The 20,202-nt window shown below is 34.8% G+C and carries 17 protein-coding genes; 7 read left to right on the plus strand and 10 right to left on the minus strand.

Annotated elements, in window-relative coordinates; translation table 11 throughout:
• The first annotated feature begins 2 nt into the window (after window positions 1-2).
• Both B0M43_RS21090 and B0M43_RS21095 read left to right on the plus strand, forming a co-directional pair.
• The gene (locus B0M43_RS21090) at window positions 3-920 is read left to right on the plus strand and encodes a type IX secretion system membrane protein PorP/SprF (RefSeq protein WP_078006104.1); all 918 of its coding nucleotides are present in this window, start codon (window positions 3-5) and stop codon (window positions 918-920) included.
• An 11-nt stretch (window positions 921-931) separates the two neighbouring features.
• On the plus strand, window positions 932-2,866 hold the full coding sequence (locus B0M43_RS21095; protein ID WP_078005272.1) for an OmpA family protein: 1,935 nt from the start codon (window positions 932-934) through the stop codon (window positions 2,864-2,866).
• 164 nt (window positions 2,867-3,030) lie between these two features.
• Here B0M43_RS21095 and B0M43_RS21100 read toward each other — a convergent pair whose 3' ends face one another.
• The 7 genes from B0M43_RS21100 to pyrR form a co-directional block, all read right to left on the minus strand.
• Entirely contained in the window at window positions 3,031-3,534 is a 504-nt protein-coding gene (locus B0M43_RS21100) for a CAP domain-containing protein (protein WP_078005273.1), read from the minus strand.
• Window positions 3,535-3,706: 172 nt separating this feature from the next.
• Window positions 3,707-4,351 (minus strand): pyridoxamine 5'-phosphate oxidase, encoded by a 645-nt coding sequence (pdxH, locus tag B0M43_RS21105; protein ID WP_078005274.1) that lies wholly within the window; start codon window positions 4,349-4,351, stop codon window positions 3,707-3,709.
• Window positions 4,352-4,440: 89 nt separating this feature from the next.
• A complete protein-coding gene (locus B0M43_RS21110; protein ID WP_078005275.1) occupies window positions 4,441-5,346 on the minus strand; it encodes a ribonuclease Z in 906 nt (301 codons plus the stop codon).
• Between the two features lie 96 nt (window positions 5,347-5,442).
• Window positions 5,443-5,775 (minus strand): ribonuclease Z, encoded by a 333-nt coding sequence (locus tag B0M43_RS21115; RefSeq protein WP_078005276.1) that lies wholly within the window; start codon window positions 5,773-5,775, stop codon window positions 5,443-5,445.
• Between the two features lie 231 nt (window positions 5,776-6,006).
• Window positions 6,007-6,933 carry an aspartate carbamoyltransferase catalytic subunit gene (locus B0M43_RS21120; RefSeq protein ID WP_065449375.1) on the minus strand — a complete coding sequence of 309 codons (927 nt, stop codon included), beginning with the start codon at window positions 6,931-6,933 and terminating at the stop codon, window positions 6,007-6,009.
• A gap of 82 nt (window positions 6,934-7,015) precedes the next feature.
• Entirely contained in the window at window positions 7,016-7,657 is a 642-nt protein-coding gene (locus tag B0M43_RS21125; protein WP_078005277.1) for a hypothetical protein, read from the minus strand.
• 108 nt (window positions 7,658-7,765) lie between these two features.
• Window positions 7,766-8,305 (minus strand): bifunctional pyr operon transcriptional regulator/uracil phosphoribosyltransferase PyrR, encoded by a 540-nt coding sequence (gene pyrR, locus B0M43_RS21130; RefSeq protein ID WP_078005278.1) that lies wholly within the window; start codon window positions 8,303-8,305, stop codon window positions 7,766-7,768.
• A 277-nt stretch (window positions 8,306-8,582) separates the two neighbouring features.
• On the opposite strand from pyrR, the gene B0M43_RS21135 reads away from it, so the two are divergent.
• The 5 genes from B0M43_RS21135 to B0M43_RS24530 all read left to right on the plus strand — a co-directional run bounded on the left by B0M43_RS21135 (window position 8,583) and on the right by B0M43_RS24530 (window position 11,768).
• Window positions 8,583-9,779 carry a hypothetical protein gene (locus tag B0M43_RS21135; RefSeq protein ID WP_123921737.1) on the plus strand — a complete coding sequence of 399 codons (1,197 nt, stop codon included), beginning with the start codon at window positions 8,583-8,585 and terminating at the stop codon, window positions 9,777-9,779.
• Between the two features lie 124 nt (window positions 9,780-9,903).
• Complete coding sequence (locus B0M43_RS21140; RefSeq protein ID WP_078005281.1) at window positions 9,904-10,497, plus strand: dihydrofolate reductase family protein; 594 nt, start codon at window positions 9,904-9,906, stop codon at window positions 10,495-10,497.
• Window positions 10,498-10,513: 16 nt separating this feature from the next.
• Entirely contained in the window at window positions 10,514-10,993 is a 480-nt protein-coding gene (locus B0M43_RS21145) for a hypothetical protein (RefSeq protein WP_123921738.1), read from the plus strand.
• Window positions 10,990-11,385, plus strand: a complete 396-nt coding sequence (locus tag B0M43_RS21150; RefSeq protein WP_078005283.1) for a VOC family protein — start codon at window positions 10,990-10,992, stop codon at window positions 11,383-11,385. The genes B0M43_RS21145 and B0M43_RS21150 overlap by 4 nt, the downstream gene beginning before the upstream one ends.
• A gap of 209 nt (window positions 11,386-11,594) precedes the next feature.
• Entirely contained in the window at window positions 11,595-11,768 is a 174-nt protein-coding gene (locus tag B0M43_RS24530; protein WP_168199972.1) for a hypothetical protein, read from the plus strand.
• Between the two features lie 57 nt (window positions 11,769-11,825).
• Here the strand turns inward: B0M43_RS24530 and B0M43_RS21155 are convergent, their stop codons facing one another.
• From B0M43_RS21155 to chiA, 3 genes are all read right to left on the minus strand, one after another.
• Window positions 11,826-13,445, minus strand: coding sequence for an ABC-F family ATP-binding cassette domain-containing protein (locus B0M43_RS21155; protein ID WP_065449366.1), 1,620 nt, complete (start codon window positions 13,443-13,445; stop codon window positions 11,826-11,828).
• Window positions 13,446-13,772: 327 nt separating this feature from the next.
• On the minus strand, window positions 13,773-14,546 hold the full coding sequence (locus B0M43_RS21160; RefSeq protein WP_078005284.1) for a TlpA disulfide reductase family protein: 774 nt from the start codon (window positions 14,544-14,546) through the stop codon (window positions 13,773-13,775).
• 595 nt (window positions 14,547-15,141) lie between these two features.
• Entirely contained in the window at window positions 15,142-19,878 is a 4,737-nt protein-coding gene (gene chiA, locus B0M43_RS21165; RefSeq protein ID WP_078005285.1) for a T9SS-translocated chitinase ChiA, read from the minus strand.
• Window positions 19,879-20,202: the final 324 nt, after the last annotated feature.

The raw sequence follows: 20,202 nt of genomic DNA on the forward strand, positions 1-20,202 counted from the left end.
CTATGAGAGCAAAATTATATTTCTTCGTCATAATGTTTACAGGCATCGCCTGTTATGCACAACAAGATGCACAATATACGCAATACATGTACAACACCATAGCTGTCAATCCTGCGTATGCAGGATCACGAGGAGCCTTGAGTATTTTTGGACTGTACCGTACCCAATGGGTGGGACTCGACGGAGCACCTGAAACCAGCAGTTTTTCTGTCAATACTCCCATCAGCAACAGCAATTTGGGAGTGGGAGTTTCACTGGTAAATGATAAAATAGGGCCCATTAACGAAAACAATCTTTCGGTTGATCTTTCCTATACTGTACAGACCTCACCTGATTTCAAATTATCATTTGGAATCAAGGGAACGGCCAATTTATTTAATCTGGATATCAACAAGCTAAATCCTGAAAGTCAGGGCGATCCGCAGTTTCAGGATCTCGACAATAAATTCTCTCCCAATGTAGGAGCCGGTGTTTACTGGCATTCTGATAAGGCCTACATAGGTTTATCAGTTCCTAATTTTATCGAAACCAATCGATATGATGATAATGACATTGCCATTTTTAAGGATAAAATCAATTATTATTTAATGGCTGGATATGTATTTGACCTGGATAAACTGGAGTACATCAAATTCAAACCCGCTGTCCTGACTAAAATGGTCCAAGGAGCGCCACTTCAGGTTGATGTATCGGCCAACTTTATGTTTATGGAAAAATTTGTGGTGGGACTAGCTTACAGATGGAGTGCCTCATTAAGTGCTATGGTAGGTTTCCAGATTACAGACGGACTTTATTTAGGATACGGTTATGATCGTGAAACCACCAACCTAAACAATTATAATTCAGGATCACATGAGATCTTCCTGCGTTATGAGTTCTTTAAAAACAACGGTAAAATGACAACCCCTCGTTTCTTCTAAAAATAATAATTATGAAAAAATATATACTTCTCTGCTTAATAATAATCTGTTTTTCATTCGACAGTTACGCCCAGGATTCCAAAACAGCTGCCGGAGACAAAAAATATGACAGTTATGCGTATATCGATGCCATTAAAACCTATGAACGCGTAGTCCAAAAAGGATACAAATCTGAGGATATGTTCAAAAAACTCGGTAATTCCTATTACTTCAATTCTGATTTTGATGGGGCCGCCAAATGGTATGGTGAACTTTTTGCGATGAATACCAGTGTAGAACCTGAGTATTATTACAGATATGCTCAATCCTTAAAATCAACAGGACAAATAGATAAGGCCAATAAAATCCTTTCTGAATTTAATGCTAAATTCAAAAACGACAACAGGGGAAAATTGTACAAAGAAGATGTCAATTATCTGGATCAGATAAAAGCCAATTCAGGTCGTTATACTATTGAAGATGCCGGAATCAATTCTAAATATTCCGATTACGGATCTTTCGTTTATGACAACAAAATCTATTTTGCTTCGGCCAGGGATACCGGAAACTTCTCGCAGCGCAAACACAAATGGACAAATGAATATTTTACCAATCTGTATTTTGCAGATGTGGATGCCACAACAGGTAAAAGCGTCAAAGTCAATAAATTCAAAACATCCATTAATACCAAATTCCATGAATCTTCTCCGGCTTTTACCAAAGATGGCAAAACAGTTTATTTTACCCGAAACAATTATGTAAACGGTAAAAAAGGAAAAGATGAAAATAAAATTACTTTAATAAAAATATACAAAGCCACACTGGATAATAACGGCAAATGGGGAAATAGTATCGAACTTCCTTTTAACAGTGATAACTATAGTGTTGGGCATCCTGCGCTGAGTGCTGATGGAAAAACCTTGTACTTTGCCTCTGATATGCCCGGAACATTCGGACAGTCTGACATTTACAAAGTAAGTATTAATGGAGAAAGTTATGGTGCGCCACAAAACCTGGGCACTTCTATCAATACCGAAGGCAAAGAAACCTTCCCTTACGTAACGAGCGAAAACGAAATTTATTTTGCTTCAGACGGTCATCCCGGACTTGGCGGACTCGATGTATTTGTAGGGAATATTGAAGATAACGGTACCATCAGCAATATTCAGAATGTGGGAAGCGATATCAACTCTCCAAAAGATGACTTTGCCTACAACATAGATCCGGTTTCCCGACGAGGCTATTTCAGTTCTAACAAAGATGGCGGTCAGGGATCAGATGATATTTATAAATTTCTGGAAACCCGAAAACTACAATGTATCCAGACACTGGAAGGTATTATTACCGACCTTAATACCACTGCTGTTTTACCGGGAACAAAAGTCACTTTGTATGAAGGAACCACAATGAAAAACAGCACGGTTTCAGATAAAGACGGCTATTACACTTTTACTGTGGAATGCGGAAAAACGTATAATGTAAGAGCTGAAAAAGAGGAATACACCACAAGGGAAGTTACAGTAACCATTGGAAAGCTAACCGGAAAAACAAGTCTTCCAATTGCTTTAGAAAAATCAACTTGTAAGGTCACCATTGGCGATGACCTTGGTAAATGTTTTGGTATTAAAATAATTTATTTCGATCTGGATAAATCCAATATCAGAACCGAAGCAGCTTTGGATCTCGAGAAAATCCTCGATGTGCTAAACAACAATCCAACGATGAAACTTGATATTCGCTCGCACACCGATAGTAGAGCTACACATCAATACAATGCAGCTTTATCCAACCGAAGAGCCAAATCAACCATTGACTGGCTGGTCAAAAACGGTGTTGCCAAAAACAGGCTAACCGGAAAAGGATATGGTGAAACACAACTGGTAAATGGATGTTCTGATGGTGTACAATGCAGCGAAGAAGAACATCAAATGAACAGACGAAGTGAGTTTATTATAATGGGACTTTAAAAAAGAAATTCCAATATTTTAAAAAATCCAAATTCCAATACGTCTATTTGTATTGGAATTTGGATTTTTTTATTTGGGATCTTTCCAGTTGTTTGTCTTTAAAAAAAGTCGTCGCAAATCAAAGATTCGCAACGACTACTAAAAACCAACCAGTCCAATAATATTTAAATTTTAGCGAATATATTCGTATAGTATTTTTTTCCGGTTTTAGCATCAGTGGTTACTGCTAAGCCAAAATGAGTAAAATCTCCTACGATATTTTCTTTATGTCCGGGGCTGTCAAGCCACGCTCTTACTGCTGCTTCAGAAGTTTTGTAATTGTAGGCGACATTTTCACCTACTTTTTTAGCTCCTAAAACGCTAATAATATTATTCGAACGCGAAGTAAAATCATTGTGATCGACAACATTGTTGGCAATCATATAATTATTATGCTCTTCACATTTAAACGAAATATGATTTATTTTTTCTAATGCATTCAAACCAATACTTACCCTGTAATCGTTGATAAGTTTCATGGTTTCGATCTCTGAATCGTTGTACGTGTAGTTCGTAATCAGAGTTTCGGTTGTAGTACTATTATCTGCTCCCTCCGCACTATCTGCAGAGCATGAGTTCATTGTAATAAAAATTACAACGAACATCATGGCACACATCATCTTTTTCATAATCAATAGCAGTTAAAATTAAAGTAAATGTTGGGGCAAATTCCTTAAAATATATTGTAAAAATAAATTGTATCGTTTTTCTTATTCAAACGTATTCAATTTATCGGTAAACTGCAAAAATAATCGATGAAATACACTATTATTATTATATTTAATATAATTTTCTTACAAACTAAGATGATAATCTTTCAATCTTCCAGGAATAATCAGATTGACTTTGGTAACGTATTCTGTCATGCAGTCTGTTAGGTCTTCCCTGCCAAAATTCAACCTCTAAAGGAGTGACCAAATATCCTCCCCAATTTTCGGGTCTTGGAATTGATTTTCCTTCAAATTCTGCTTCCAGTTTTTTTAGATTTTCTTCTAAAAAAGTTCTCGAAGGAATCACTTCACTTTGATGAGAAACAATCGCACCCAATTTACTTCCGTCAGGACGGGAATCAAAATAACCATCAGATATATTCTCAGACGTTTTTTGGGCAATTCCTTTTATAATGACCTGACGCTCCATATCCTGCCAAAAGAAAGACAAACAAACATGAGGATTTGCCTCAATTGCTTTTCCTTTTTCAGATTTATAATTGGTGTAAAAAATAAATCCCTCTTCGTAAAATTTCTTCAATAAAACTACTCTTGATTTCGGAAAACCATCTAATCCAATGGTAGAAAGTGTCATGGCATTCACCTCTCCGCTTCCGCCGAAATCTTCCACTTCATGAAACCATCTGTTAAAAAGATTAATGGGATCTTCAGGAATATTGGTTTCTAATAATTCGCTCTTTTCGTAAGATTTTCTATAATTGCTTAAATCATTCATTTTTTTAGATCTTTAGATTGTTAGACTGCTTAGATTGTTAGATTTTCTTTTTAAACTAATAATTCATAACTCTAAACTCATAACTTTTTTTACCACTCAAAAGAAACTCCGTCATCGCCTAAAAGTACGTTCGGGAAAATTGCTGCTGCTTCTTCTTTAAAACGTTCAATACCATCATATCGTGTAGAATAATGACCTAAAATCAAGTTTTTCGCATTCGATTTAAGAGCAATCGTTGCAGCTTCTTTGGCGGTTGAATGTAATGTTTTTAAGGCCAAAGGGGCTTCTGATTCTAAAAAAGTAGATTCATGATACAATACATCAACATCTTTTATAATCGGAATTATTGCTTCATGATAAACCGTATCCGAGCAAAAAGCGTAGCTCATTGAGGGAATAGGATCAAAAGATAATTTTTCATTTTCGATTACAGTTCCGTCATCAAGTGTCACATCTCCTCCACCCTTTATTTTTTGATAATAGGCTGTATGAATGTCGTATTGCTGAACAGCCTCAACATTTAGTTTTCTGTCTCCGGGTTTTTCCTGAAATAAAAATCCGTTCGTGTAAACGCGATGTTTTAGCGGAATGGTTTTTACGATGACTTTTGTATCTTCAAAAATAACTTCGCTTTGTTTAGACTCTAATTCATGAAAAAACAAATTATAAGTTGTCCAGGATTCCGTCAGTTTCAATTGAAGAAGAATCAATTCTTTAATTCCTTTCGGACCATAAATGTGCAGATCTGTTGTTCTGCCCAAAAGTGAAAAAGTCGAAATAGTACCAATTAATCCGTAAAGGTGATCTCCGTGCAAATGCGAAATAAAAATGTGATTAATCTTGGAGAATTTAATCTTGTTTTTACGCAATTGTACCTGAGTTCCTTCGCCACAATCAATTAAAAACAATCTGTTCTTAATTTCTAAAACCTGCGAAGTTGGGTTGGTAAGTGTTCTGGGAGTTGCGGCATAACAGCCAAGTATGGTTAATTTCATTTTAGATTGTTGATTGTAGATTTTAGATTGAGTAAGTATATTTTAAGATTGATTTAGTTATTCAAAAATCTAAAATCTGAACTCTAAAATCTAAAATTAAAACCCGAGGTCTCTTTCTATTTCGTCCATTTCGATAATATCATGTGCTTCTAAAAGAGAAGGCACTACGATTAATTTATCCGAAATAGCATTAAAGTCAAGATCAGCGACTACAATTACAAATGACTTTTTGGCTTTTTTTTGCTGTTTTGCAAGTGGTAAAAAAAGCTTAACGTCTTTTTCAGACAAACCTGAATCTGCTAATAAATCGATTATAATATTTTGTTTTTCAAAGGTTTTAAATTGCTGCGTTACTTTTTCAAGGAAAGCATTAAAATCTCCTTGCGTATTTTTGATTGTAACGGTATGTCCTTTTTGATCTACTTTCATCTTCTTATTTATAGGCGCTATTATGAGAGCTAAGGTACAATTTTTTTAGTTTTCAGTCGCAGTCGCAGTAAACAGTTTTAAACTTGTGTGATTCTAAGTTTTCAGTCGCAGTTTTCCGTAAACATTCGCAGCATACAGTTTTGAGCTTTTAGTAACAGTAAAAGAAAAAACATTTTCAAATCCGGACAATCCCTGTAAACTGAGACTGAGACTGAGACTGTAAACTAAACCTTATTGAATCTTAGAAGCTAATAAATAAATCACCGCCATTCTAATCGCTACACCGTTTTCTACCTGATTTAAAATCACTGAGTGATCAGAATCTGCTACTTCAGAAGTAATCTCTACTCCTCTGTTGATTGGTCCCGGGTGCATGATTACGATTTCTTTGTTTAGAGAATCTAATAAGGGTTTATCGACTCCGTATTGTTGTGCGTATTCACGTGTTGACGGGAAGAAATTCACATCCATACGTTCGTTTTGTACACGAAGCATATTGGCAACATCACACCATTCTAAGGCTTTTCTTAAATTGGGTTCAACTGTAACTCCCAGTGATTCAATATATCTTGGGATCAACGTTTTTGGTCCGCAAACTTTTACTTCGGCACCTTGCATTTGCAAAGCGTATATATTGGATAAAGCCACTCTTGAATGCAGAATATCACCTACAATAACAACTTTTTTTCCGGCTACATCTCCTAATTTTTCTCTGATAGAATAACTGTCTAATAAAGCCTGAGTAGGATGTTCGTGTGCTCCGTCGCCGGCGTTTACGATACTGGCTTTGACATTTTTGGATAAAAAATAAGCCGCTCCGGGATTGGAGTGGCGCATTACAACCATGTCTACTTTCATGGAAAGGATATTATTTACAGTATCAATCAGGGTTTCTCCTTTTTTAACCGAAGACTGAGCTGCCGAAAAACTGATAACATCAGCAGATAATCGTTTTTGAGCCAACTCAAAAGAGAGTTTTGTTCGGGTACTATTTTCGAAGAAAATATTGGCAATGGTAATATCTCGTAATGAAGGAACTTTTTTAATAGGCCTGTTAATGACTTCTTTAAAATGATCTGCCGTTTCAAAAATTAGGTTAATATCATTCTCGTTGATGTATTTTATTCCTAATAAATGATTTACGCTTAATTCTTTCATTTTTATTTCTTTAATTTTTATTTGTCAAATTCCTGAAGTTCTAAAAATATTCAGTTCTTCAATGTTTTAAAGAGAAGCTTCTCTATTGAACCATTCTGTCTACAACTTCACTGTAATCCTGGAGATCTCTTGCATCTTCATCAAAAATCTTTTGCCATCTGAAACCCGGAATTTCAATTTTAGTTCTTGCAGAACCGTCCCATTTTATTTTAAAATCGTTATTTATTAAAACTTCGGCAACTCGCTTTCCTACTTCTATCGTCGTTGCATCATCCGAATTATCTACTTTTTGAAAAGCGATATACAAACCTGGATTTTCAATAGCGATTGCTCTGGCCAAATCCTGTTCATGATAAAAACAATAACCGTCAGACTCTATTTCGTTTTCCTGCAATTCTCTTTCAACCTCAACCACTTCATATTCACCATCTGTTGTCGTATAACCTGCATTATGAAGTGCCAATATATTTTCGTCACACAATTCATCAAACGCTTTTATAAGCCTTTCAGTATCTGTTGGACTTTCCCATTGTTTACTTTCTGACAATAATTTTTGGTATTCTTCTCTTATTTTGTCAAAAGCCCACTCTTCTGAGATTTCGTCTGCAAATTCGTTGTCTTCAATTTCTTCTATAATGTTCTCCTGAATCTCATCAAGAGAAAGAAATCCCATTCTGACCTGATTAAAAATTGATTCATAAATAAACGCTTCATTCTCTGTCATATTTTTTTTGTTTAATCGTTTATTTGTTGATTTGTTTAAGCGTTTATTTGCTATACCGGTAATCGTTTCTTTCCGATTAAACGATTAAACAAATCACCGATTAAACTTTTAATTCGTTATCAGATAAACGGCGTCCTCGCCTTCATTCTCTTTCCAGCTTACTTTTACTTTTTCGTCGTTTATAGCATCAACCTGACGACCGCGATAATCGGGCTGAATAGGCAAATTACGGCTAAAACGTCTGTCGATTAACACCAACAATTCGATTTCTGATGGTCGCCCAAAAGACTGAATTGCGGTCAAAGCAGAACGAATGCTTCGTCCGGTAAACAATACGTCATCAATAAAAATGACTTTCTTGTTTTCGACTATAAAATTTATTTGTGTTTTATTGGCTTCCAGCGGTTTATCAGTACGACGAAAATCATCTCTAAAAAAAGTAATGTCCAGATATCCCAAAGAAATCTCCGGAACCTGATATTCGTTTTCCAATATTTGTTTTAAACGTTCAGCTAAAAAAACGCCTCTTGGCTGAATCCCCACTAAAATAGTATCCGAGAAATCAAGGTGTTTTTCGATTAACTGACAAGCCAAACGATGGAGTATGATAGTAACTTCTTTTGAATTAAGTAATACTTTTTGGCTCATAATTAAGTGTGATGTTTGGTTGGGCAAATATACGAAATCAGAATTTATTTGTTGGGGTGTTGGGTGGGGAAATATTTTTTTTGGTTTGGATGGGGGATTTCACAACTTCAAAGTAGTTCATAAAGGAAACTATTTCTTTAATATTCAAAAAAAAACAATATTAATAACTAAACTCTATTCTAATTTAAAAAACATATTTTAGCAGTATAATACATTATTTACAATTATCGATAATATTGTAAATAATAATACAATTCATTTCAACTTTACAATTATTATGTCAACATTTCTAAACATTAATCTTGAAAAAAAAATAAATCTAAATTTAGCGTTTAAGCATTTTTGTTTTTTAATATTTTGGAGCATTGGAATTTCTTTGTTTTTATTTAGAGTTGATTTAATTTTGCTTGAAACATCTACATTGGATTGGGCAATTCCATATATCCCAATAATATTTTTCTTATTGTTACTTTTATATCTTATTCTAAACCCTTGGTACTATATATTAGCTTTTGCTTTGTACCCTTTTTTACTTGTTTTTTGGTTTATTCCTAAGACAATATTAACTATCGGTAAAATATATATGTTTGGAAATTATATTAATTCATTAATTTCAGCCTTGTATAATTTGAAACTCACGATATTTAACTTAAGCTTATTTCTACTAACAGTAATTATTTTTTGTTTTTCCAATCATAGGATCTCTAGGATTTTTATCATGTTAAGTATTACATATTTTTTCACAAATTACTTGTATAGATTATTAAAAAAAGCTTTTACTACACCATCAATATTTGGTACAACGCTTGAAGATGCAATAGAGAAAATAATAAATCGTGAGAATAAATCAGATTCATTTTTATTAAAATCATATATAATAAACAAAGAGGATGAAAAATTAGAATTACAAACAAGAAGAGAAAAACAAATACGAAGAGTATTAATTTTTAATTTCTGCGCAGATTTATTTAAGCAAAAAATTATTGGTCAGAAAGGAAAGCAAGCGTATATAATTTCTTGCCTATTTGGTTCATTAATGTTTATGTTTTATTCAATTATTTTTTTTAGTTTTCTGAATTTCCAATTATATAAACTAAACCCTGAAAACTTTCTTTACACAGGTCAATACATAACATTTGATTTCTTCTATTACACATTGAAGACCATCACATTTGGAGATATTGAAATTATCAAACCGATCTCTATAATGGCTAGAATACTTGAAATTTGTTGCTTTTTTATTGTAGGAATTTTTATTTTAGTTATTTTTCTATCAATTATACTTGCTATGAAACAAGAAAGATTAAATGAAAATGTACAGCTAACAACTAAATTGATTGATTCCGAATCTTTAACTGTAAAAAACTATATTGAAACGGAATTCGGTTCAAATCTTCATTCATTAGCAAAAGAAGTTAAAAACATAGATGAATCTTTACAAAACATTAAGAGTTATATCGACAGACTATTTTAAGTGATTAACCTTTTCTTAAGCATATAAATCAATTTAAGATTACAGCTGAATATCAACAACCATAACGCAGAGATTATTTTATTTCTAATATTCTTATATTTGACAATATTAAACACCAAACATCATGAGAAAAATAATCGTCATAACCATGATTACAATCGATGGCGTAATGCAGGCACCTGGTGGCCCTGAAGAAGATACTTCGGGAGGTTTTGAATATGGAGGCTGGGTAGCACCTTTTGGAGATGAAGAATATGGCAATGTCATGCAGGAACAAATGAAACCTGCCGATATTCTTTTGGGCAGAAAAACATTTGATATTTTTGAAGACTATTGGCCTAAACATGCAGAAGGCTGGCCGGGAATTAATGAAGTTACCAAATATGTTTTGTCTTCTACCAGAAATAGCTCAGACTGGGAAAACACCGAATTTCTTTCCAACATAGAAGACATTAAAAATCTCAAGAATTCAGAAGGCGGCGATATTAAAGTTTGGGGAAGTGCTACACTTGTTCAACACTTGCTTCAACATGATTTAGTGGACGAACTTGGGCTTCTAATTTATTCTATAATTTTGGGCAAAGGGAAAAAATTGTTTGATGATAGCTCAACTCCTGCAGGATTTACCTTAATAGAAAGTACGGTTACACCAAGCGGTGTGATTGCTGTAAGTTACAAACGAGCCGGAGAAGTTAAGACTGGAACTATTGGAGAATAAAAAGTCTTCCATGTTAATGATAAACAGAATTAAACAACTCAAAATCACCGGAGGCATTATTTGGCTTTTAGAACTTATTCACGGAAAAGATTATTTAGCACCTAAATTAATTCATTTAAGAACTTTACAAGCAGGAACCGTTGGGCGTGAAGTTGCAGAAATGCTCGACAATAAAAACTATCGATTAATTCCGAAATTCGAAAATCACGATCTCAAGCACATTGTTTTAGAATATGAAATGACAATGAAGGATGAAATCAGAATGCAAGCCTATTTAATTGGAAATGGTAATTTTACTTTTCCATGTTTAATATTTTTTTCTTTAGGGATATTTTATCCAACAATTTGGAAAGATTTGCTAAACGAATATCAAACGGGAAAAATTTCAAAATCAATTCATTTTTTAACTTTAGATCATTGTATGGCATTGCAATTAGCAGACATCAAAAATGAATATGGCAGAAAAAATAGTCAATTTAAAAATATAAAAAAATGAAAGTAAAAGTCATAGGAATCCCTGTCCAAGATCAGGAAAAGGCATTACAATTTTATACTACAAAATTGGGTTTCATAAAAAAAAATGATGTGCCTTTAGGCGAAGGTAACAGATGGTTAACGGTAGTTTCTAAAGATGAACCAGATGGTGTTGAAGTTTTATTAGAACCATCACCCAATCATTTTGAACCAGCAAAAACATATCAAAAAGCGTTGTTTGATGCCGGAATTCCGTACACGCAATTTAATGTGGATGATCTTCAGCAAGAATATGATCGTCTTGTACATCTTGGCGTTGCATTTACCATGAAACCAACTGAAATGGGAAATGTAAAAATTGCCATTTTGGATGATACTTGTGGTAATAAAATTCAGCTTATTAAAATATTGTAACGATTCAACCTTCTATAAACTGGATTAAAATCCAGCCCTACAATATGGGTCGAGCCTATGGCTCTTTTTTGAATATCTATTAGTGTTAATCAAAATCATAGAACTTTTGAATTAAATTATGTAATACATTTTTTTGTTGTTTGAAGTAATTTTAATCTAACGATAATTAGAATACAAAATTCTTTTTAAAACACTAAAACAGCAAAATCATGCAAAAGAACATTACACCTTTGTTAATGGTATTCGTAATACTATTTTCATTTACAAGTTGCGAAGTTATTGGAGACATTTTTAAAGCCGGAATGGGATTCGGGATTTTTATCGTCATCTTTATTGTTGCGATCATCATCTTTATATTCGCTAAGCTTTTTGGTAAGAAATAAACATAAAAAAATCCCGATCATTACTGATCGGGATTTCTTTTTTATTTAAAGCTATGTTTATTTAGCATACATTTTTGTTCTTAATTCCTGAACTTTTTCGTCGTCAAGATATTCATCAAATGTCATATAACGATCGATTGCTCCGTTTGGCGTAAGCTCTACTACTCTATTACCAACAGTTTGTGCAAACTCGTGGTCATGTGTGGTGAAAATTACAGATCCTTTGAAGTTTTTTAGCGAGTTATTGAAAGCCGTAATCGACTCCAAATCTAAGTGATTCGTTGGTTCGTCCAGCATTAGGATATTCGCTCTTTCCATCATCATTCTCGAAAGCATACAACGTACTTTTTCTCCTCCTGATAATACGCGGCTTGTTTTTAAAGCTTCTTCTCCTGAGAAAATCATTTTCCCTAAGAATCCTCTAATAAATACCTCATCGCGCTCTTCTTCTGTTTTTGCGTATTGGCGTAACCAGTCTACCAATGTCAAATCGTTCTCAAAAAACGAATGGTTTTCTGCCGGTAAATACGCTTGATTGGTTGTAATTCCCCAATCGAAAGTTCCTGAATCTGCTTTTTGCTGGCCGTTTAAAATTTCGTAAAATGCTGTTGTAGCACGCGAATCTTTAGAGAAAAGAACGATTTTATCGCCTTTTGCCATATTCAAATTTACTCCTTTAAACAAAAGATCACCTTCTACAGAAGCCTCCAAATTTTCAACATTCAAAATCTGATCTCCCGCTTCACGATCCTGATCAAAAATAATCGCTGGATAACGACGGCTAGAAGGCTTGATATCTGAAATATTCAATTTAGAAATCATTTTTTTACGAGAAGTTGCTTGTTTAGACTTGGCAACGTTCGCACTGAAACGACGAATAAATTCTTCTAATTCCTGTTTCTTTTCTTCGGCTTTTTTGTTTTGCTGAGCACGTTGTTTTGCCGCTAATTGGCTAGACTCGTACCAGAAAGTATAGTTTCCTGAGTAGTGATTAATTTTTCCAAAATCGATATCAGAAATATGTGTACACACTGAGTCTAAAAAGTGACGGTCGTGAGAAACTACAATTACTGTATTTTCATAATTGGCTAAGAAATTTTCTAACCAGGCGATTGTCTCGAAATCCAGGTCGTTGGTAGGCTCATCCATAATAAGCAAATCAGGGTTTCCAAAAAGAGCCTGCGCCAAAAGCACACGAACTTTAATTTTTCCCTCAAGATCGCCCATTAATGTATAATGATGCTCTTCGTTGATGCCTAAGTTAGACAACATCGATGCGGCATCAGAATCTGCATTCCAACCGTTCATTTCTTCGAACTGAACCTGAAGCTCTCCAATTCTGTCTGCGTTTTTATCGTTGTAGTCTAGATAAAGTTCATCCATTTCTTTTTTAACAGCATACAAAACTTTATTTCCCATCAAAACAGTTTCCAAAACCGTATGCTCGTCGAACATATTGTGATTTTGGTTTAAAACCGACATACGTTTTCCCGGTTCTAAATGAATGTGGCCAGAAGTTGGATCGATATCGCCCGAAATGATTTTTAGAAAAGTAGATTTTCCAGCACCATTGGCTCCAATAACTCCATAAATATTTCCGTGTGTGAATGTGGTATTTACTTCGTCAAACAAAATTCGTTTGCCAAATTGAACTGATAAATTATTGACTGTTAACATGAATGTCTTTTTAATTAATTTGGTGCAAAAGTACGGAAAAAGGTTCAAAGATGCAAAGGGGCTAAGGTTCTAAGTTTTTACCATGCGAAGAAAATTTCTCGTAAAGACGCAAAGGCGCAAAGAAGACATACTTTGCGTTGAAAATTTTTACCATATAAGTAATATAAGTTCTTTTAAAGCGAAACCTAATAACTTAAAAAAGCCAATAAAAAACTTTGCGACTTTGCTCCCGATAGTTATCGGGATTGCGAGATTAAATTCAACAGCTACATAAGTTCATATAAGCAAACTTATAATTTCTTATATCACTTATAGGGTTTAAAAAAATTACAATTTACTTTCTTTCTCTAAAGCGACTTCAAGACTCTCGAAATTAGGCAACACTTTTGCAATAATTCCTTCTTTGTTTAAAATGAAATGTGTTGGGAATGAATTGAGTTGTAATGCTTCGTTCATATACACTTTCATGTTTGGAATTACTGAATATGCTAAAGGTCTTTTGGCTAAAAATGCTTTTAATTTTTCCGGAGCATCTTCGGCGAGGCTTATAAAAAGAATGTCTTTTCGGTCTTTGTATTCTTGTGTCAGTTTGTTTACCTGCGGAAATTCTTTGATGCATGGCGTGCAGTGAATGTACCAACATTTAATAACGATGATTTTTCCTTTCATGGATTCGTTTGAAACCAGATTCCCTTTTAAATCTTTGAAAGAGAATTTAGGAAATTGAGTTCCTTCCATTTCGAAATTTTTGTGGGCATCGAAACCAATTTGATTGATTGTGGCTTTTATACTGGTATCTGAATCGGGCTGAATTTCGAATAGCTTATAATAATATTTTGAATCATCTGATTTTAATCGGATTGGGATGAAGTTTTCGTTTGCCAATTGATTTAGGAAGGATTCTTTTGAAATTTCTTTTGAATTTGAATCGAATGCTATAAAATCTCTCGAAAGCATGATGTTTTTGCTTTGATAGGCAGACCAATCTGTATATGTTTTTTGAATTTGAATTGGGTCTACTTCAGGGGTTTCGTGGTTTGATTGAGCGAAACTTGTGCTGAAGATTAGAAATGCTATGATGAAGCTGATTGATTTTTGCATGAAGTTTTTAATGGAATTACCGGGATTCAAAAGTACTTAAAATTGTTTGTATTTTGAGGTAATAGCTAAGAAATGGCACACGGATGACACGGATTCGCTCTGCGAAAACACGGGTTTATGTCATTGCGAGGAACGAAGCAATCTCACTTGCTAAATCAATTGATAGTGTGGTTGCTTCGTTCCTCGCAATGACGCAGATTGAGGTTACTTTGCTTCTTTAATGGCTCGCAGATTTTGCAGATTAAGCGGATTTACACTAATTTTATTCTCCTTTATCGTTATTAAAACAAATGCCCTAGCCCTGATAGAAGCGGTATCCTTTTATTTTTTTCCTTTAAAAAAATAAAAGATACAAGTGGATAGCAGGAAATAGCTCCTAAAAAAAATCACTATTAATTTTACGTCACTTTAAAACATAAAAAAACCTGACAATATAATTGCCAGGTTCATAATGCTCGCCTCCAGGTGAAAACCAAATAACAAATCACCTAAACTTGATGCATTTATTCGAAATAAAAACTAGATTAAAAAATAAATAACCAAACTCAATTTTAACCGTCCTAATTTTTTTATTTCTAAATTTTCATTCCTTTAATTAATTTAAAAAGTTCATTACTTTCAGTGATTTTTTGTTTCCTGCTCTGTCTGTTACGATCACTACAAATATTTGTTTTGTTGAGAAACTGTAATTTTGAAGCAGTACTTCTTTATTATTCTGAATGTTTTTATGACTCACCAATAATTGCCCGATGGTATTGAATACCTCTACCTGAGCGATATCCTGGGTGTCATTTGTAACTGATAATGCATCGTTTTTGAAATAAGCCATAGTTGTATTATTTGCTTCAATTTTATCCACTGACAGTTTTTTTGCTGTTGACTGCGAAGCAAAATAAGCGGCATAGGCTTTCGATAATTCAGATGAATTACCACAAGAAGATGCATCCCAATTTACAGACCAGGTCATTAAACCTCTTAAAGAAGGATAAGGTCCGCCTGGCTGCATAGTGTATGTTCTTCCTGAAAACGTGGTTCCGTTTCTTAAATAATCCATAGCATTAATTCCTTCTGCCGGCGTTAAATAGCCGCTACCTGCTGCACTTGGACAAGCTGGTAATGCAATAAGAACTTTTGAGGCCGGTAAACCGTCAAAACGCATTCCTGTTGTACCAATATTATGCCCTTTTATTACCATATCGGTTAGGGCTGTTACCATGTTTGCTTTTTTAGCTGAACCATAATATTGACCATCTAATCCGTTTTCTCCTCCTGTATTATACAATTGTACCGCTAACAAATCTAATTCATTACGCAAGTTTTGAATGATTGGCAGGAAGGAACCAAAAGTATCTGTGTAGGTAGAATATCCTCCTTGTACGTATTGTGTTTCCGGAGCTGCTGTTAATAAAAATCCAGGGCCGTAGTACGCTTTTAATTCTTTGAAAGCATCTACTACGTTTTTTAATCTTGGATAAGCAGAAATACCCGCATACGAAATATCTCTTAAACCTCCTGCATTAAAGTTCATCGATCCGCCTTCAAAATCAATATCGACTCCATCAAATTGATACTCATCGATAATGGCTTTTAGACCATTAACAAAAATATTTTTTTGCGTTACATTGTCTAAAACAACATGACCATTTTGACCTCCAATAGAGACAATAACAGGAACGCCGCTATCTCTTAGGGATTTTATATCGTTTTTCAACAATTGCTTATTGAAAACACCATTGGTCATATATCGGGTATCATTGGTAGTTAATACTGGTGTATAACCATCACGATTAACGGTTTCTACGAAAGAATAATCGACTACGTTAAACTTACTTCCCACCATTTGAGAGAAGTATAAAAACGGAGCTCCTGCATTTTCCCAGGAATGTGCATATCCTAAAATAATTTTGGATGGAAGCGGGATAAATCTATTCGTGCTCACCGGAGCAATTTTAATGGTATTGTTTAATGTAGTTACAGCAGCTTTATTATCTGTTGCTTTGATTACAACTGGATAATCCTGATAAGCAGATGGAGTAAAATTATAGGTGTAAGTATTATTTGTACCTGCTGTCATGTTGAATGTACCTCCATTTATTGTGATAGTAACACCTGAAACTGATCCGTCACTATCTACAGCTGTAACTGAAATTGGCACAACCTGGAAAGAACTCTGGTTTACAGTACTCGATGGTGAATTCCAAGTAATTACAGGCAATGAATTAGGACAAGTTGTTCCTGAACATTGTAAAGAGAATGCTTTAGTGTTTTCGGCTGTTGTACCGCTTGATGAAGTTACTGTTGCTTTCAACGTATAATTTTTGTTGAAATCTGCTGCAACCGGTGTCCAGTTTGCTACATATTCTGTTCCTGAAAGTGTTGCTGTAATATTTTGTCCGTTGATATTGAATACTACTGACGAAATAGTTAAGGTTGCATCTACACTTGCAGTTGCTTTCAACTGAATTGCAGTTCCCGGAGCTATAGCAACCGTTGCCAATGATGGACTTGTAATAGTTACCTGAGGTGGCGTAATTGTAACTGTATTGGTGTTGAAGTTGTAAACCGTTGGAGCTGTTGGCATTGCAAAATTTACCAGATTATTGGGGAAATATGCGGTATTATTGTTCTCCCAACCATTTAGTTTTAAACTTAAAACTTGCGTGTAACCTGCTGTAACTGTATTATCAAAACTATAATTTCCTGATGCATCTGTTGTTGCAAGGACACTTTTCCAGTTATGCGTATTATCTGTCCAGGGCACTACTAATTCTACTTTAGCTCCTGCAACAGGAGTTGTACCATTTTTGACAGTTCCGCTAATTAAGTTAGTACTTGCCAGTGCTGCTCTTGCACTAGAACCTGTACTGAAGTTGTAAACTGTTGGGTTTGCAGGAACGGCAAAATTGGCCAGATTATTAGGTAGGTAAACTACTTCTCCGTTTTCCCAAGTGTTTAATTTTAAACTTGTAATTGTGGTATATCCTGCTACAACTGCATTGTCAAAACTGTATTTTCCCTGAGCATCTGTTATGGCAATAACACTTTTCCAAGGATGTGTATTATCTGTCCATGGTAAAACTATTTCTACTTTGGCACCAGAAACAAAATTTGCTCCGTTTTTAACCGTTCCGCTAATTTTACCTGAAGGAGTTACAATAACATCCTGAGCAAAGTTTAGTGTTTTGTTGGCCACTAAATTGGTATAAACTGTTGAAGCCGGTGTAAAAGTTTGTCCTGTTAAAGCTGCTGTTACGGTATAATTTCCTCCAGAAGGCAAACTAAGCGAATAAACACCGCTTGTATTTGTAACTGCCGTAAAATTTCCGGTTGTAGAAGTGGCTGTAACTGTTACGCCCGAAACCGGAGTCGTATTGTTTACAACAGTTCCGCTTACTGTGTAATTAACAATTGGTGCGCCTTGAATAAAATTCAACGTTTTATTCGCATCAATTGCATTATAAACTGTTGAAGTTGGTGTGTATGAGAAACCTGATTTTGCAGCTGTAACTGTAAAATTAAGTCCTGCTGTTAAACCTGCAACACTGTAAACTCCGCTTGCATTCGAAACCGCAGTTAAAACTGTTGCTCCAGATGTAGCCGAAACTGTTACACCAGAAACCGGAGTTGTTCCGTTAAGAACTGTTCCGCTTACGGTATAAACAGGTTGCGTTCCGTTGATCACTACAGCGGTTTGATTGACTGTAACATTGTTTAAAGTAACCGGAACAAATGTATACGAAGCTTTTAAAGCTGTTAATGTATAATTTTGTCCTGAAGTTAAGTTATTGAAGGTGAAATTGCCGCCAGTAGAAACTACAGTTTGCAATACGACATTGCTTGCATTACGTAATTCAACAGTAACATCCGGAACTAAAGCCGATCCGTTTTTTACAGAACCTGTAATACTTACTGTTCCCGGAACTACGCTTCCAAATGATGTATCAACCTGAGTTAATAATGAGTTTGGAATTGAACCTCTTGTATCCTGAGACAATTCCCAAACCATACCTCCGGCAAGGTTTTTCGATTTAATATATTGCACTTTTAAATCCATTGATTGCTTATCTTCATACGAGATAAACTGTTTTAAAGTTGCATTGTATAAATAAGGAACTTTTGTTGTATTATCGAAATAGCGTACCCATCCTGCCGAAGCTGCACTTGGAGTAACCAACATGGTATTTGGATCTAAATAAGGATGTGAATTGGTAACCGGATTCCCGACTAAATCACAAATTTCTATGCTTCCTGATTTTTCGCAGGCTGCCGGACCATCCCACGTTCCTGTTGGATTTTGTGGATTTGTACATCCTGAAACAATATATCTCGGTGCAGAAACGAATAATCCAGGTAAATTAGGATTGGTTCCATTATTGGCAACATTGTCGAATTTTTTCCCGTAGAAAGGCAATCCCATGATTAATTTATTGGCAGGAAAACCAACTACAGTCAAATATTGATTGGTTAATTCATCCAAAGATTCTGATTGTGCTGCGCCATATAGCGGATCGTTTGCGTTTCCACTTCCGTATAAAGGAGCATTGTAGCAGGTTTTATCGAACCAGTTTCCACCAAAATCATATCCAAAATAAGTGATATAATCGCAATATGTCGAAATGTCTTCTGTCATTCCGTATTGTGATCTGTTGTTTGGCCCTAAGTATTGTTTGGATACATTTCGAACATTGTTTCCAGCCGCAATTGTAACTAATTTATTTGGCATTGCCTGACGCATTGCTTTCAATAAATATACTAAGTTTTTGTTGTCGTCCGGGCTGTACTTTTGCGGAGGAATTGGTGCTCCGTTAATTACCTCGGTACCATCTGTTCCTCCGGAAAGAGGATATTCCCAGTCGATGTCGAAGCCATCAATAAAAGGATACGTGGTAATGAAGTTTGCCATGTCTGCAGCCAAAGCGGCTCTTGCAACAGGACTTGCTGCAATTGGAGAAAGATCCTGACCTTTAGTCCATCCTCCTACAGAGATTAAAACTTTTAAATGAGGATACTTTTCTTTCAACTTTTTCAAGTCATAGAAGTTTCCTTTTACCGGAGCATCCCAGGGGATTCCGCCTTCCATATGCTCAAAGTCGGCATAGCTGTCCAAACATAATAATTTGGTGTTCTCAGGATGGGCCGGATCATAAGTTGTCCCATAAAAAGAATAATTCAAATGCGTCAATTTACTTCCGTCTATTTTTGGGATATTAAAATCCCGGGCATAGATAGACCATTGCGCATAATACCCCACTACCTTTTTGCCGTGAGCTGGTTGGGCTAACGCGAGTAAGGGAAACAGTAACAAAAAAAGCAATCTGTAATAATGTTTCATAGTTAAATTAATATTGGTTAATAGAAAAAAATAAATATTCCAATTGCAATAAATTGTGCACCAAACACGGCACATAAAAAACAACAACTGGGTTTCAATAAATTGCAAATAGAAAACATTGCAACTCACAGGAAATTAATTCATATTACTTCTAAAAATAAATACTACTATTACTGATTTTCCATAATCATTAGTGAATAGCACTGATTGATATTTATTTAAATTCAAAAAAATTAGGTTAACAAATGATAAATTTGGGGTTTATCAATTTTAATATTTACTTGTTTGTCATGTTTATGCTTTATTCTGTTTTATTTGGTTTTA

It is taken from the genome of Flavobacterium sp. KBS0721 (assembly GCF_002007065.3).
GTDB lineage: Bacteria > Bacteroidota > Bacteroidia > Flavobacteriales > Flavobacteriaceae > Flavobacterium > Flavobacterium piscis.